This window comes from Caballeronia udeis, assembly GCF_044909315.1.
In the GTDB taxonomy this organism is placed as follows: Bacteria; Pseudomonadota; Gammaproteobacteria; order Burkholderiales; family Burkholderiaceae; genus Caballeronia; species Caballeronia udeis_A.
This window is the reverse complement of record NZ_JBIYEB010000009.1, coordinates 164,939-179,785: the sequence shown is the minus strand read 5'-3', so window position 1 is coordinate 179,785 and position 14,847 is coordinate 164,939. Positions and strand designations below refer to the sequence as shown.

The 14,847-nt window shown below is 61.3% G+C and carries 14 protein-coding genes; 4 read left to right on the top strand and 10 right to left on the bottom strand.

Features of this window, described 5'->3' with window-relative positions:
- Positions 1 to 436 precede the first annotated feature (436 nt).
- From ABH944_RS16930 to ABH944_RS16920, 3 genes are all read left to right on the top strand, one after another.
- Positions 437 to 1,399, top strand: a complete 963-nt coding sequence (locus tag ABH944_RS16930) for a TauD/TfdA dioxygenase family protein (RefSeq protein WP_404609290.1) — start codon at positions 437 to 439, stop codon at positions 1,397 to 1,399.
- A gap of 35 nt (positions 1,400 to 1,434) precedes the next feature.
- Complete coding sequence (locus ABH944_RS16925; protein ID WP_404609288.1) at positions 1,435 to 2,916, top strand: aldehyde dehydrogenase family protein; 1,482 nt, start codon at positions 1,435 to 1,437, stop codon at positions 2,914 to 2,916.
- A 101-nt stretch (positions 2,917 to 3,017) separates the two neighbouring features.
- Positions 3,018 to 4,067 carry a Rieske 2Fe-2S domain-containing protein gene (locus ABH944_RS16920; protein ID WP_404609286.1) on the top strand — a complete coding sequence of 350 codons (1,050 nt, stop codon included), beginning with the start codon at positions 3,018 to 3,020 and terminating at the stop codon, positions 4,065 to 4,067.
- A gap of 214 nt (positions 4,068 to 4,281) precedes the next feature.
- On the opposite strand, the gene ABH944_RS16915 is transcribed toward ABH944_RS16920, so the two are convergent.
- The gene (locus tag ABH944_RS16915; RefSeq protein WP_404609284.1) at positions 4,282 to 4,515 is read right to left on the bottom strand and encodes a hypothetical protein; all 234 of its coding nucleotides are present in this window, start codon (positions 4,513 to 4,515) and stop codon (positions 4,282 to 4,284) included.
- Here ABH944_RS16915 and prpF point away from each other — a divergent pair.
- Entirely contained in the window at positions 4,514 to 5,704 is a 1,191-nt protein-coding gene (prpF, locus tag ABH944_RS16910; protein ID WP_404609282.1) for a 2-methylaconitate cis-trans isomerase PrpF, read from the top strand. The two genes, ABH944_RS16915 and prpF, sit on opposite strands and share 2 nt — an antisense overlap.
- Positions 5,705 to 5,824: 120 nt before the next feature.
- Here prpF and ABH944_RS16905 read toward each other — a convergent pair whose 3' ends face one another.
- The 9 genes from ABH944_RS16905 to ABH944_RS16865 all read right to left on the bottom strand — a co-directional run bounded on the left by ABH944_RS16905 (position 5,825) and on the right by ABH944_RS16865 (position 14,698).
- Positions 5,825 to 6,853 (bottom strand): LacI family DNA-binding transcriptional regulator, encoded by a 1,029-nt coding sequence (locus ABH944_RS16905; protein WP_404609441.1) that lies wholly within the window; start codon positions 6,851 to 6,853, stop codon positions 5,825 to 5,827.
- Between the two features lie 160 nt (positions 6,854 to 7,013).
- Positions 7,014 to 7,574, bottom strand: a complete 561-nt coding sequence (hxlB, locus tag ABH944_RS16900; protein WP_404609280.1) for a 6-phospho-3-hexuloisomerase — start codon at positions 7,572 to 7,574, stop codon at positions 7,014 to 7,016.
- 18 nt (positions 7,575 to 7,592) lie between these two features.
- Entirely contained in the window at positions 7,593 to 8,564 is a 972-nt protein-coding gene (locus ABH944_RS16895; RefSeq protein WP_404609278.1) for an ABC transporter permease, read from the bottom strand.
- Positions 8,561 to 9,562: an ABC transporter permease gene (locus ABH944_RS16890; protein WP_404609277.1), complete on the bottom strand. Its 1,002-nt coding sequence runs from the start codon at positions 9,560 to 9,562 to the stop codon at positions 8,561 to 8,563. Before ABH944_RS16890 ends, ABH944_RS16895 begins: the two co-directional genes overlap by 4 nt.
- Positions 9,559 to 11,154: a sugar ABC transporter ATP-binding protein gene (locus ABH944_RS16885; RefSeq protein WP_404609275.1), complete on the bottom strand. Its 1,596-nt coding sequence runs from the start codon at positions 11,152 to 11,154 to the stop codon at positions 9,559 to 9,561. Before ABH944_RS16885 ends, ABH944_RS16890 begins: the two co-directional genes overlap by 4 nt.
- On the bottom strand, positions 11,142 to 12,119 hold the full coding sequence (locus ABH944_RS16880) for an ABC transporter substrate-binding protein (protein ID WP_404609273.1): 978 nt from the start codon (positions 12,117 to 12,119) through the stop codon (positions 11,142 to 11,144). The genes ABH944_RS16885 and ABH944_RS16880 overlap by 13 nt, the downstream gene beginning before the upstream one ends.
- Before the next feature lie 687 nt (positions 12,120 to 12,806).
- The gene (locus ABH944_RS16875; RefSeq protein WP_404609271.1) at positions 12,807 to 13,163 is read right to left on the bottom strand and encodes a putative quinol monooxygenase; all 357 of its coding nucleotides are present in this window, start codon (positions 13,161 to 13,163) and stop codon (positions 12,807 to 12,809) included.
- Between the two features lie 51 nt (positions 13,164 to 13,214).
- Complete coding sequence (locus tag ABH944_RS16870) at positions 13,215 to 14,129, bottom strand: dioxygenase family protein (protein WP_404609270.1); 915 nt, start codon at positions 14,127 to 14,129, stop codon at positions 13,215 to 13,217.
- Positions 14,130 to 14,173: 44 nt separating this feature from the next.
- Entirely contained in the window at positions 14,174 to 14,698 is a 525-nt protein-coding gene (locus tag ABH944_RS16865; RefSeq protein WP_404609269.1) for a cupin domain-containing protein, read from the bottom strand.
- Between the last annotated feature and the right edge of the window lie 149 nt (positions 14,699 to 14,847).

The following is a 14,847-nucleotide window of genomic DNA, read 5'->3' as shown; positions in this document are numbered from 1 at the left end:
CGCCATCGGATCGAACGAAGTATTATTAATTAGGAATACCTATATAACGAACTAACAGAACAGCTGGGCAGAAAATGGCTTCAGTTCCCCGAGTCTTCCACGTGTCCTTTGGCAGTCGTATGCATGCGAATGAACACCACCCGTTTGCGAAGTAGCTTAAGTATTAGCGAGTCGTTGGCAAGATTCATTGCTTGTGACGATTTCAGCTATCTCTGCCTGTGCTTTGCATTATCAGTTCCGCTCCCCGCTACTGTACGACCCGTCACTCAAGTGGAATCGCCGGATCACGCGCGCTAGACGGTCAGTCTGTGCTGATCTGTATGGCACATGGAAAACCCCAATAGAGGGAAAAGTATTCCAGTAACAAAATTAGAATACTAATTCGTTTTATGCGGCGACGCGGTCGCTTTTGCCTCTTATTGTCAAGGAGATAACCTTGTTTTCTGATATTAAAAAAAGCTCACTCTCTTCCGTCGCCAACGCTGCTGCGAGCACGCATCCCTCACCTTCCCAAGCTGTTCCCGCACGCGCGCTGGTCGATTGCGGCAAGTGGACAGGACAGCAACTCTCGCCGACGCTTGGCTTGGAAATCCACAACATTTCACTCGCGACGGAATTTTCGGACGAGGAAATCACTTCTTTGCGACGTCTGCTGGGCGCATACAAGGTTCTGGTGTTCCGCATGCAGGACCTGACGCCTGCAGCACACGTCGCATTTGCGCGCCGCTTTGGAGCGTTGGAGCCAGCGCACCCCTTTATCAGCCACCACCCGGATCATCCTGAGTTAGTCACCTTCGTCCATCACAGCGACAATCGCGGCATTGAGAACGTATTCCACTCCGATACATCGTTCTATCGCGAGCCCTCGATGGGATCTGTACTGCGGTGCGTGGAATGTCCGGAAGTAGGCGGGGACACAATTTTCGTGAACATGGTGGCCGCGTATGAAGCGCTTCCGCAAGCAGTGAAAGACAAGATCGACGGGTTGGGCGCAATCCATGATGCCTGTGTCGCCTTTGGAAACCGGCAGCCAACTGCCGAGGGGCGGGAGGAGTTGCGCAAGAAAATCCCTCCGGTGGAACACCCGGTCGTGCGCACGCATCCCGAAACGGGCGAGAAAATTCTGTTCGTCAACGAGGCATTCACAACCCACTTCGCCAATTTCCGGCAAGTCAACGACAACGTGTGGAACCAGGACGCGCCGACGCAGGCGCGCGACCTCTTCTCCTACCTGTTACGACAGGCGCGCACACCGGAGTATCAGGTGCGCATCCAGTGGGCAAAGGACACAGTCGTTTTCTGGGATAACCGCGCTGTCCAACATTACGCAATCTCAGACTACTACCCCAGCCTGCGCAGCATGATGCGAGCCACGATCGTCGGCGATCGTCCCCGGTGAACCCGGGCCGCCCCTTTTAGTGAGCATTGCTATCCATGAAAAATTATCCAGATCCCGCTTTTCTTAACGGCAGCGTTCGGCTGCTGCTCATCGACGGAAAGTGGGTTCCTGCACTCTCCGGCAAGGTATTCACCACCATCAATCCAACCGATGGCGCTGCACTTGCGCAGGTCGCCGACGGCGGGCCTGAAGACATTAACTTGGCGGTCGCGGCGGCCCGCCGCGCGTTCGAGAGCGGCCCGTGGCGAAGGATGAAACCCTTCGATCGCCAGCAATGCCTGTTGCGGCTGGCTGACCTGGTCGATGCACATTTCGACGAGCTGGCCCTGCTGGATACCCTTGACATGGGTGCCCCCGTTGCTTCGATTGCCGGTAAGCGACGACGCGCGGTCGCGCTGCTGCGTTACTACGCGGGCCTGGCGACGGCGGTACACGGCCAGACCATCGAAAACTCCCAACCTGGCGACATCTTCTCCCACACCGTAAAGGAGCCAGTAGGCGTGGTCGGTGCCATCAACGCGTGGAACGGCCCGCTTGGCATGGCTATCTGGAAGACTGCGCCGGCACTTGCTGCAGGATGCACGATTGTGCTCAAACCGGCGGAACAAGCACCGTTGTCGCCGTTGCGGTTCGGCGAATTGTGCCTGGAAGCAGGCATTCCGCCCGGCGTGGTGAACGTGGTGTCAGGCGGAGCGACTGCAGGCGCGGCCTTGGCAGCACATCCGGACGTGGACAAGATAGCCTTCACCGGCTCGACCGAGGTCGGACGAAGGATCATCCAAGCGTCGGCCGGCAACATCAAGCGCGTCTCACTGGAACTCGGCGGCAAGTCGCCGAACATCGTTTTTGCCGATGCGGATATGGACCTCGCCATACCTGGTACGGCCATGGCGGTTTTTGCCAATTCCGGGCAAATCTGCAGCGCCGGCACCCGGCTATTTGTGCAGCGTGGCATTTACAGCGAATTCGTTGGCAAGCTCTGCGCGTTCGCGCAGAGCTTGCGGGTCGGCGATCCGATGCTCGAGGATACGCAACTCGGCCCGCTGGTATCGCAGGCACAGCTCAATCGAGTGGAAACCTATTTGAAACTCGGCTCTGAACAAGGTGCCGAGTTGGTCGCGGGCGGCAACCGGCTCACATCGGGCAACTTGGGCAACGGCTACTTCGTCGCGCCCACAGTCTTTGCCGGCGTGCGCGACGATATGGCCATCGCGACCGACGAGATCTTCGGGCCAGTCATCTCCGTCATGCCATTCGACACGCTCGAGGAGGCCATAGCTCGGGGCAACGCCACCCCCTATGGCCTTGGTAGCGGTGTATGGACGCGTGATATCAACAACGCACATAAGGTGTCCCGTGGCTTGCGTGCCGGTTCCGTGTGGATCAATTGTTATCAGACCATGGACGCGGCCGTGCCGTTCGGTGGCTACAAGGGCAGCGGCTACGGCCGCGAGTCGGGCATCGAGCATATGGAAGAGTTCCTTCACACCAAGTCCGTCTGGACCCGGGTCACTTGAACCATCCCGCTTGCCGGCCCTTCTATAGCGCCCCGCCGTTGTTGCACAGCAGACGGGGCGACAAGCGGTCCTGCACAGCAATGGAGTCATTGGAGAGGTTTATGTTTTTGCGAAACGCTTGGTATGCAGCGATGTGGTCGGAAGCGCTCGGGGCCGGCAGTCTGGTTCCACGAACCATCCTTGACGAACCGCTGGTTTTCTTTCGTAAGGCGTCAGGTGAAGTGGCTGCCTTGACCAACCTGTGCCCGCACAAGTTCGCCCCGTTGCACTTGGGCAAGTTGCTGCCAGGCGACCGCGTGCAATGCGGCTACCATGGCTTGGAATTTGGTTCCTCCGGAGAGTGCGTACGAAACCCCCACGGTTCCGAGCGTATCTCGCCAAACTGCAAGGTCCGCGGCCATAGCACGATCGAACGGCACTCAATGATCTGGATCTGGATGGGCACCGCCCCCGCGGACCCATCGCTCGTTCCCGACTACTCATTCATGGACGACGACTCGGAGTACCACATTACCCGGCGAGATTTCCTTCGGATAAAAGCCAACTACCGGCTGGTCGCGGATAACTTGATGGATCTGAGTCACTCGCCATATTTGCATGACGGTGTGATCGGCGGTCCGGACACCATCAAGTCCGACATCCGCGTCGAGCAAGAAGGCAATACCGTGAAGGTTCATCGTCCCAAGCAGGATGTACGCCCTACCGGCCTGCTCGATCGCGTGTACCGCAAGGACGGAGAACCAGTCGATATCTGGTCGACCATTCGTTGGACTGCGCCCTGTTACATCCTGAACGATACAGGCGCCTACCCACCGGGGGGCCAACGCACCGAAGGATCCGGCGTGCTCGGTGCACATCTGTTGACACCCGAAACCGAGGACACCACGCTTTACCACTTCGCTGCGACGCGCACAGGCAATGTGCTGGACAAGAACGAGGACCAGGTCGTGTTCAGACAATGGTTCTCGGACGCGCGGCGGTACGCCTTTGCGGAACAGGATGAACCAATGATCGAGGCACAATATCAGATGCGTAAGGCATATCCCGCTGCGACCACCAGGCCAATCTTGCTGGAAACGGACGCCGGTCCGGTTCGATGCAACCGGATCCTGGACGAGTTGATTCGCACCGAGCAGCAGAGTTCTTCTTAGGCGATTCATGGTGGCGAGGCCACACAAAGCGGTGCTGCCCGAGCTGCCCGATCAAGAACCGGAACCCGCTGTGGTCTCGCAAGCGCAGCCTGATCCGATGCTCAAGCGGGTGTTGAACGCTCAGAAGAATGTCTAAGCGGATCTGGCCGCATTGATTGTTCAAGCAGTGCCGCAGGCTAGTAGCTCACGAAGATAGGCCTGCCGGAAGAGGACTTCAAGTCACACGCCAGACGATCGCCTGATCGCCCAGCGTGCCACCTGCGCAAACCCGACGCTCCTCGACGGGATCGTGCCCGAATACGGCAAGATGAAGGCTGGATCGCTCTTCCAAACCCATCGCGAACCGCACAACGTTGCGATCGACGGAGCAGAAACGTTCGGTGCATCGGTAAACGCGGTCGAGGCGTACCGCTGGCTTCACCGAATAAAACGAGGATGACATTTTCATGGCCCACGCACCCCAGATAAGGATTCCCGCGACCTACATGCGTGGCGGGACGAGCAAAGGCGTGTTCTTTCGCCTGCAGGATTTGCCCGAAGCCGCCCGCGTGCCGGGCGCGGCGCGCGACGCGCTGCTCTTGCGCGTGATTGGCAGCCCTGACCCCTACGGCAAGCAAATAGATGGCATGGGCGGCGCGACGTCGAGCACTAGCAAGACGGTGATCGTTTCCAAGAGCAGCAAGGCCGATCATGACGTCGATTATCTGTTCGGTCAGGTCGCCATCGACCGGGCATTTGTCGACTGGAGCGGCAATTGCGGCAATCTTTCCGCCGCTGTCGGGCCGTTCGCGATCAGCAACGGACTGATCGAACCCGACCGCGTGCCGGATGACGGCGTGGCTACCGTGCGTATCTGGCAGGCCAATATCGGCAAGACGATCATCGCGCACGTACCGATCACGAACGGCGTCGTAGAGGAAACAGGCGACTTCGAACTCGACGGCGTGAGCTTCCCGGCTGCCAAAGTGCAACTCGATTTCATGGACCCCGCCGGCGAGGAAGACGGCACGAGCGGCGCGATGTTTCCCACGGGCAATCTCGTCGACGATCTCAACGTTCCGAGCATCGGCACGTTCAAGGTCACGATGATAAACGCAGGAATCCCGACCATTTTCCTGAATGCTGACGCGATCGGATACAAGGGCACTGAACTACAGGTCGCCATCAACAGCGACCCGAAAGCGCTGGCGATGTTCGAGACCATCCGCGCGCATGGCGCGGTTCGGATGGGGTTGATCAAACATATTGACGAGATCGCGAGCCGGGAGCACACGCCGAAAATCGCCTTCGTCGCGAGGCCGGCCGATTACATGGCATCCAGCGGCGAACCGGTTGCCGCCGAGGACGTCGATCTTCTCGTGCGCGCGATGTCAATGGGCAAGCTCCATCACGCGATGATGGGAACGGCGGCCGTGGCGATCGCCACGGCGGCGGCAATTCCGGGAACGCTGGTGAGTCTGGCTGCCGGCGGCGAAGCGCGCAACGCCGTGCGCTTCGGGCATCCATCGGGCACGCTGCGCGTGGGGGCTGAGGCGAGCCTCGCTGACGGCCAATGGAAAGTCGCCAAGGCCATCATGAGCCGCAGCGCCCGCGTGCTGATGGAAGGATGGGTGCGTGCGCCCGCCGACACGCTCTGATGATCGATGACGCATCGCCGCACTCCGCCCTTGACATCGACCTTGATCAAACGTTTTATGTAACAACGCCCATCGCCAGCAATACATCTCGTTGGTTTGCTCGTCGATGGGGCGTGGTCCTCACGAACTCGGAGGTGCCACTGATTCCCGGGGCACCAGACTGCATTCGATCTTGGTAATCGGATAGCGCTGACGTTCCCGCGGCTTGCTCTCAAACTCTTGCAGATGCTCGATGGCCCAGCGGCCCATTGCCCGGTGCGGGAGGACGCACGTGGTCAGCTTCGGCCGCAGATGACGCGAAATCTCTTCATCGTCATAGCCGACCACCGAGACGTCGCCCGGTACGGCCAAACCTGCCTCGCGCAGCGCGTCGTAGCAGCCCAAGGCCGTGCGGTCATTCTGGCAGAAGATGGCGGTTGGCGGATGCTTCAAAGTGAGCAGGCTTCGTGTAGCCGCGTAGCCTCCGGTGGTCGACCAATCGCCCTGCACAACGAGGTTTGGATCGAACGGAATGTCAGCTGTGGCCAACGCTCGCCGGTAGCCTTCCAGGCGACTGCTCGTGGCATCCATCCACATCTCGCCAATGATCGTACCGATGCGGCGGTGCCCCTGTTCAATCAGGTGACGGGTAGCTGTCTGGCCGCCTGCGATTTCACTCGGAATGACGGATGCAAACGCATGATCTTGCGTGTAGCAGTTCAGCAAAACCACGGGAATATCCAACTCGTATAGCATCGGGTGCGCCTGAAGCTCTCGCGTGATGATCGTCATGTAGATCATCGACGACACCCCAAGCGACAGCAGTGTCTCAATCGCCCTTGGTTCCATCACTGCGTCGGGTCCGGTCTGGGCGGACACCAACATGCGACCGGTGCGCCAGGCTTCCTGATGCGCACTGTCGATGGCTATGGCCGCTTCGGGACTCGTCGCGAGCTGATCGACAAGAAAACCAATCGCGCCGTCCGTCGCGGACACCTGGACTTGCGGCTGCTCCAGCGCACGAAAGGTCGACGCCGTGTAGCCCATCGCGCGTGCCACCTTCAAGACTCTTTCGCGGGTCTCAGGTGAGATTTTCACGCCGGCGGCCCCATTGAGCACGAAAGAGACGGTTGCCTGCGAGCAACCCGCTTCGCGCGCAACGTCAACCATCGTCACGCGCCGGCCTCTTCGTCTGACCAAGCCGGGCGTGGGCTGCGGTTCGACGCGAGCCCCCGTTTTCGAGTCTGCGGCTCTTCTTGCCATGAGCAAAGGGTCGGTTATCGGAAAGCGTTTGATTGTAGCGCCATGTCGCCGCCCGCGGCCATCCGGCTCATTCCAGATTCGTGTGATTCGAACGCATCTGCGCATCACTTACGCCAAGCCTGGCCTGAAGGCGCAGGATCGCAACCTCGAAAAGCAGGAACAAGCTGCCCTCAAAGACCGAGCCCATTGGCAGCATGGAGACATCTTCGCCCTGATCACTCGCCATTGTCTGGGCCGGAACGACGATCACTTCGCTGGCGGCTGCGGGCACTGATGCGCAAGGCTGCGCAGTGATGGCCAGAACCGCCGCGCCCGCGTTGCGTGCCACCGTGGTCATGCACAGAGCCGTTGGCAATTCGCCGGGCCCGGCGGTGACGAGCAGCAGGTCGCCCGCGCCAATCGCCGGCGTTGTCATGTCTCCCACCACGGACACCGAGCATCCGAGATGGAACAGGCGCATGGCAAAGCCTTTGAGCTGCAAGCCTTCGCGCCCGCAGCCAAAAACCGCGACGTGGCGGGCTCCGGCGATCTGGTCGACGAGCCGATCAATATCGGCATCTGCAATTTGCCGCACCGAGCGGTCTAGTTCGGACAGAATCGATTCAAAAAGTTCGTGTGACGTGTGCATGGGAATTCAACAGATTTTTCAAGTTGCGTGTCTGTGACCGCGCCGCATGACAGTGGCCTGCAGGACGACGACAGCCAGGAGCATCAATCCTCGGATCACGCTCTGCCAATACGCCGACAGCGAGATGACGCCCAGGCCGTTTTCGAAATTGAGGACGGTGAAGAGCGTGCCCATCAGCAAGACGCCAGCAAGCGTCGCGAGGACGGACCCCGCTCCGCCCGTGAGGAGCGTGCCGCCAATGACCACCGAAGCGATCGCGAACAGTTCCCAGCCCACGCCTTCGGTTGGCTGCCCGGCGCCCGACCCGGCGGCCAGCAGCACGCCCGCGAGGCCGGCCAGCGCGCCGCTCGCGGCATAGACGGCGAACCTGGTCGCATCGGGCCGCAGACCCATCAGGCGCGACGCCTCCTCTCCTCCGCCGGTGGCCAGCACACTGCGGCCGGCCGAGGTGCGATGCAGTATCAGCGAACCGAGCGCGTAGAGCGCGGCCACGATCAACGCCGGGACTGGAAAGATGCCCAGGTCACCCTGCCCGATGCCGGTGAAGCCACTGGTGTAAGACACCGCGACCGACTGGTTGCCGGCCAGCAGCAGCGCGCAGCCATTGGCCGCCAGCATGGTCACCAGGGTCGTGATGAACGGAAGCAGCCGCGCCCGCGTGACCAGCAGGCCGTTGACGACGCCGGCCGCGAACCCCACCGCGACACCAGCCGCCAGGCCCCCCGTCACGCCCAGCGGACTCGCCTTGGCGGCCGCGACGCTTGCCAGCGCGGCCACCGCACCCACCGATAGATCGATGCCGCCGGTCATGATGACAAAGCACATGCCCAGCGACACCAGCGCGAACATCGCGTTGGTGCGGCAAACGCTCATCACGTTGTACAGCGACAGGAAATGGTCGTAGCGAATGGCGCCGAAGGCGAACAGGGCGACCAGTGCAAGGGTAGCGCCATGCTTGAAAAGACGTTCCAGGCGCGAGGCCTCCATCATGTCCTCCTTTGGGCTTGTTGCAGCCACACCGCCAGTGCGATGACGCCAGCCTTGACGACCAGCGCCGCGGCGTCCGGGACACCATTGGCCAGCAGGGTATAGCGGATGAGCTGGATGGTCAGCGCGCCCAGCACAGTGCCAAGCAGATGGACCTGGCCGCCGCCGAGGGAGCTGCCGCCCACAGCAACAGCGGCTATGGCATCGAGTTCAGTGCCCAGGCCGATCTGGTTGGCGTCACTGGCGGAATTGATGGCGATCACCACTAGTCCAGCGACACCAGCACACAGGCCGGAGATCGCATACACGGCGAGCTTGATACGGCGTACCGGGAGGGCCGCCATCGACGCGGCCCGCTCGTTGCCGCCGACGGCGAGCACGTAGCGGCCGAAGCGCGTGCGGCGCATGGCCCACAGGGCCGCGGCGACAATGACCGCCATGACAAAGGCCTGGGTCGGGATGCCGAGCAGGGAACCCTGGCCGATCCATGCGAACTGCGGCACCGAAAAGGTCTGCAGGTTGCCGTCGACCAGCACCTGGGCAATGCCACGCCCGGCGATGAACAGGATCAGCGTGGCGACGATGGGCTGGATGCCGAAACGCGACACCAGCCATCCGTTGAACAACCCGAGCAGCCCCGCCACGCCAATCGCCGCTACGATCGCGAGGGCCACGGCCAGCGCGGTGTTGCCGACAGGCACGACCTGGCCGAGGAAGATCATCGGCGCCAGCACCCCGGAGATCGCCATCAGCGATCCCACCGACAGGTCAATACCGCCGGTGGCGATCACCAGATTCATGCCGACCGCCACGATGATGATCGTGCACACCTGGGTGAGGTTGATGTTCAGCGTCTGCAGCGACAGGAAGTACGGTGTGATCGCGATGTTGAGCGCCAGCAGCACGCCGAAGGCTGCCAGCGCGCCGTAGCGCGAGCACCAGGCGAGCCCGCTTGCAGTGCGGCCGCCGGTTGGCGCGAGCGTGGAGGAAGCCTTCGTCATTGCATTGTTCCCTCAACAGAAGCCGGGCGGCCGTGCGCCATCGCCTCCACGATAGCCGCGCGGCTGATGCCAGCGCCCTCAAGGTGCGCGACGCTCCGGCCGTCGCGCAGCACCACGATGCGGTCGGCGCCCTCCAGCAGTTCGTCCAGTTCGGAGGAGATCATCAGCACCGACTGGCCCTCGTCAACGAGGCCGCGGATCAGGCGCTGGATCTCCGCCTTGGCGCCGATGTCGATACCGCGCGTGGGCTCGTCGAGGATCAGCAGCCTGGGCTGCGTCGCGATCCAGCGCGCCAGCAGCACCTTTTGCTGGTTGCCACCGGACAGCTCGCGAATTTTCTGAGCCGGCGAGCTGCACTTGATGCCAAGCTGCTCGATCAGCGTGCGCGAGAGCTCGCTCAGGCGCTGCTCGTCGAGCAAGCCACCGCAGCCCATCTTCGCCAGCACGCAGATCGTGATGTTGTCGGCCACACTCATCTCCGGGAAGATGCCCTCGACCTTGCGATCCTCAGTGCAAAAGCCCATGCCGACGGCCACTGCGTCGGCAACCGAGTGCGGACTGTAGGACGCACCGCCGAACTGCATCGAGCCCTGCGCGGGAGTGTCGGCGCCGAACACGAGACGCGCCGTTTCAGAGCGCCCGGACCCGAGCAGGCCGGCCATGCCGAGGATCTCGCCGCGGCGCAGGTCGAAGCTCACATCGCGCGCCAAGGCGTCGGCGCCGATCGACTCTACCCGCAGGAGCGTGTCGCGCGGGCTGCTGCCCGCGCTGTGCGTAAAGGCCGTGGTCTTGCCATGTGCACTGGCCATGTCGCGCCCCAGCATGTGCGAGACCAGATCCAGCCTGTCCAGGTCGCGGGCGTCCGCGCTATGCACCCAGTGCCCGTCACGCATGATCGTGATGCGATCGCTGATTGCATAGACCTCGTCGAGCTTGTGGCTGACGAAGAGCACTGATACACCGTCCGCCTTGAGCTGACGGACCACGGCGAACAGGCGCCCCACCTCCTCGTCGTTGAGCGACGAAGTGGGTTCGTCCATGATGACGAGCTTCGACGAAAAGCCAATCGCCCGCGCGATCGCGGTCATCTGTTGCACGGCGGTGCTGAACTGGCCCAGCGGCCGGCTCACGTCGATATCGATGCCGAAGCGGCCGAGCAGCGCCTTCGCCTCTGTACGCATGGCGCCCCAGTCGAGCAGGCCGCGCCGGCGCGGGGCGCGGCCCAGACAGATGTTCTCCGCCACCGACAACAGCGGCACGAGGTTGATCTCCTGGTAGATGGTGCTGATGCCGCGCCGCTGTGCCTCCTGCGGTGAATGCACTTCGAAGGGCTCGCCCAGGAAGCGCACGTCGCCGCCATCGCGGCGGACATAGCCGGTCAGTGTCTTGATGAGCGTCGACTTGCCGGCGCCGTTCTGCCCCATCAGTGCGTGCACTTCGCCATAGCCAATGCGCAACTGCGCATCGGCCAGCGCCACCACGCCGGCGTAGCGCTTCTGCAGCCCCCGGATCTCCAGCAGCGGTGCAGCGCCGGCCTCACCGTACGCCGCCCCTTCACGGACCGAAGGCGGACGAGAAGTCAATACGCCCATGCCAGCGCTTCCTTGGCGTTCGACTGGTCGTAGAAGCGGTCGTCGTTCTTGATGAAGCCCGGCAGGCTCCCGCCGGCCGCGTAAGCCGCCAGGGTCGCGAAGGCCTTGGGGCCGAACATCGGGTTGCATTCACAGGAACAACCGAGCTTGCCCTCCAGGATTGCCTTCACGCCCTCCTTCTCGCCGTCGATGGAGACGAACAGCACATCCTTGCCCGGCTTGCGCCCGGCGGCTTCGAGGGCCGCGATGGCGCCGAGCGTCATCTCGTCGGCGTGGGTGTAGATAACGTCGGCCTCAGGGTGCGCCTGCAGCAGGGTCTGGGCAGTTTGGCGGCCCTTGTCCCGCGAGAAATCGCCGCTTTGCGACGCCACGATCTTGAACTTCGGGTGCTGCTTGATGACCTCGTCGAAGCCCTTCTTGCGGTGGTTCGCGGGCGAGGAGCCCACGGTGCCCTCGATCTCGATGATGGTGCTCTTGTCGCCGGCATTGGCGACCAGCCATTGCGCGACGCGCCGGCCTTCTTCGACAAAGTCCGAGCCGATGAACGTCACATAGTCCTCACCCGGCTTGACCATCGCATGGTCCACGTCCCGATCCAGCAGGATGACGGGGATGCCCGCCTTCTTTGCGTTCATCACGGCGGGCACCAAGGGCTTGTCCTCGCGGGGCGTGAGGAAGATCAGGTCGACCCGCTGCGCGATCATCGAATTCACATCCGCGGCCTGTTTGGCAGCAGAGCTGGCAGCATCGGTATAGACGAGCTGATAACCCAGTCTGGCCGCCTCGTCACGCATGCTCCTGGTCTGTGCGATTCGCCACGGGTTGTTGCTTTCGCTTTGCGCAAAGCCGACTCTGTATTTGTCCTTCTTCGCCAATGCGGGCAGCGCGGCGAGCGCGTGTAGCGGCAGCCAGCCGGCGGCGGAAAGTCCGGCGACAACGAGTAACTTTCGGCGGGTCAACTCCATGCTTGTCTCCTGTTGGTATGCGAGAGCGAACTAGCTGATGTTGCGTTCAGCCTGCAACCAGCATAGATTGTTTATTTATATTTATAAATTAGGGTAAGCACTCAAGAAAGAAGCATTGTTACGAGGCTGATGGGGGTAACCGGCACGTGGCCATCGATAGCAGCTTCGACAAAGCCATCCGAACGTGGAAGGACAGACGCGGGCGGCATCGCCGCGGCCGGCGCGCGGTAAACGGGGGGTCCGGGTCATGGGCCGTCGCGAGCGCGGTCACCGCAAGCGGCCTTCGCGCTACTCGCCGTGAACCCGCGCTCTTAAGCCTGGTTCGGCCGTTTATTCGCTAGTTGGTCAATCCCGTGCCCGCCTCAGTGAGGCGAACCGGAATATCGATGGAAGAGGCCTACAAAAGGTCAAATCTATCTCGTCTGTCCACCTGGTGAAGAAATCGTGGGCGAGCGTTCCTGGCCGGGCGGCGAAAGCGCCGTGTGCATCCTTTGCGATATGGACGTTCAGCACGCGCAGGCTGCCGATGGGCATTGTCATTCAGGAGGGCCGATCAGCGTGAGCAATCGTCCATATCGTCTTGCCGACCCGGAACGACGCGATATACGACCCGGTTCGTCACCGCGCGGCCAAAGTGCTCATCGAATAGTTTCAACCAGGTATCGAATAGCCTTTCCAGCAGCAAGGTCACACAGTGCCCGGCTTCTCAACGTGCCCGACGACGACATCCAACGCCACGGTCCGTATTGCGTGGGGCGGCACCTCAAGCAGAGGCTCAATACTTGCTCGATAGATCTGGTAGTGCTGTGTGCGTCGGTGCTCATCTATCGCCGCCGCGTTCACGAAAATCTCATACAAATGCAACGTTGTCGGTCCATCCTCACCAGCGAACAGATCGAAACGTAGACAGCCGGGCTCTGCCCGGGTCGGCTCCAGCACGTCGCGAAGGACGAACAAGGCTTCTTGATATAGGCCCGTCTTTGGCTTGAATGTTGCGAATATCGTTACCATTTCGGCAACTTCTCTTGGATAAGGTACCGTCATCAGACAATCCAGAATACAGGTGCGTCTGCGCGCCCCCGCGGCGGCAATGGGTTACGGCAACGGGCACAACGGCACGCGCATTGTGCCTGGCTCCAGACGCAGTTCGAGATCCAACGTGTAGCTGCCGTCCGACCGGGCCTCAAAGCTCTGCAGTAGCGAACCTACAGCGCCGAAAACGACGTCTCGATATGCATTCGGATCGTCAGCATCAAAGATCTGCGTTGCCAATGTCTTGTAGCCATCGGCCAGCACGATGAAGTGCAAGTGGGCCGGTCGCATGATGTCGCGTCGCTGTCGCGCAAGCAACTCGCCACACGGTCCGTCGACGGGTACGGCATAGCCTGCCGGGCGGACGCTGTGAAACGAGAAGCGTCCCTCCCCGTCGGTCTGGAAACGCGCCCGCAGGTTCATGTCCTCCTGCTCCGGGTCCTGGTTCTCATAGAGACCACCCGGCGACGCTTGCCACGTCTCCACGCGCGCATTCGCCAACGGCTTGCCGTCCAACGAAAGCACTCGTCCCTGCACAAACAGCTTATCGCCAGGCGTATCGGCACTCGCAATGTGCGCGCCATTCGGCCGGATAGGCTGATTGGCACGCCAGAACGGCCCTATCAGCGCCGGTTCTGTCCCTCCCGAAGCGAGTGCCTTCTTCGCATCGATCAGGCCGACCAACGTCGCAAGGCCCAGGATGTCCGCCAACAGAATACCTTCGTGTTTCTCAGGCCCTGTCGCTTGTCCAATGCGCACCAGAAAGTCGAGCCCTAGCTCGAGTTCCGCATAACTGAGATCGACCTCCGACGCGAACGCATGCAGGTGGCGCAGCAACGCATCCATGATCTCCCGCAGCCGCGGATTCGAGGTTCGCTTATTCGACGCCAGCACTGCCATTAGTAGTGCTTCAGGCGTCGCGGGAATTGGAGTTCGTTGCATCTCGTCCGTCGATCCGGATTGAAATTCTATTTTCATTGCGCCATGTCTCCTGCAGATACGTTCTGGTTCCGGCTGCCGTTTCAGGCTTCGCTCTTCAGGAAACCGGTCTCGTCGTAGGCGAGCCCGGTTTCCTCGGCGGCCTTGAGGACGTCCGGGTGCCATTCGATCCGGCCAACTTCCTCGTCTCGCCCACCAACCACAGAGTAGATCACGAGATCATGATCGTTCGGATTGCGAAAGCCGCGCATCACGCCGACAGGCATGGAGATGCAGTCCCATTGGTTGAGTTCGATCTCGTGCTCGCCCTTGTCGCCCCAAACCACGATCATCTTGCCGTTGAGCGGGAAGAACACTTCTTCAGTCTTGTGCGAGTGCAAGTTGGCGCCCTGGCCGACCGGCACCTCAATCAGTGTGACGCCGAAGCGGTGGGCACCTTGGATTGCGGGCTGCACGCCCTTGTTCTCCAGTACGCCACGGTTAATGAGCTTATACAGCCGTTTCTCGAACCCGGGAAGGCGGCTTTCGATGAAGGTCACGCCGTACGGTTCGACCTTGCCCCAACGTGCAACGCGGGTCGCTTCCATTTGTTCGGGGGTAATGTCCATGTTTTTCCTCTTTCAAGTCAATTAACGACGGAACGCTATGTCCGTAACCGAATGCTAGGGAGTCGCGGCCAGCAAATCCAACACCATTTTCTTTTCAAGTTCATAACCTCGCGGCATTGAGCACTCGAAGGACACTACGACCTTGATAA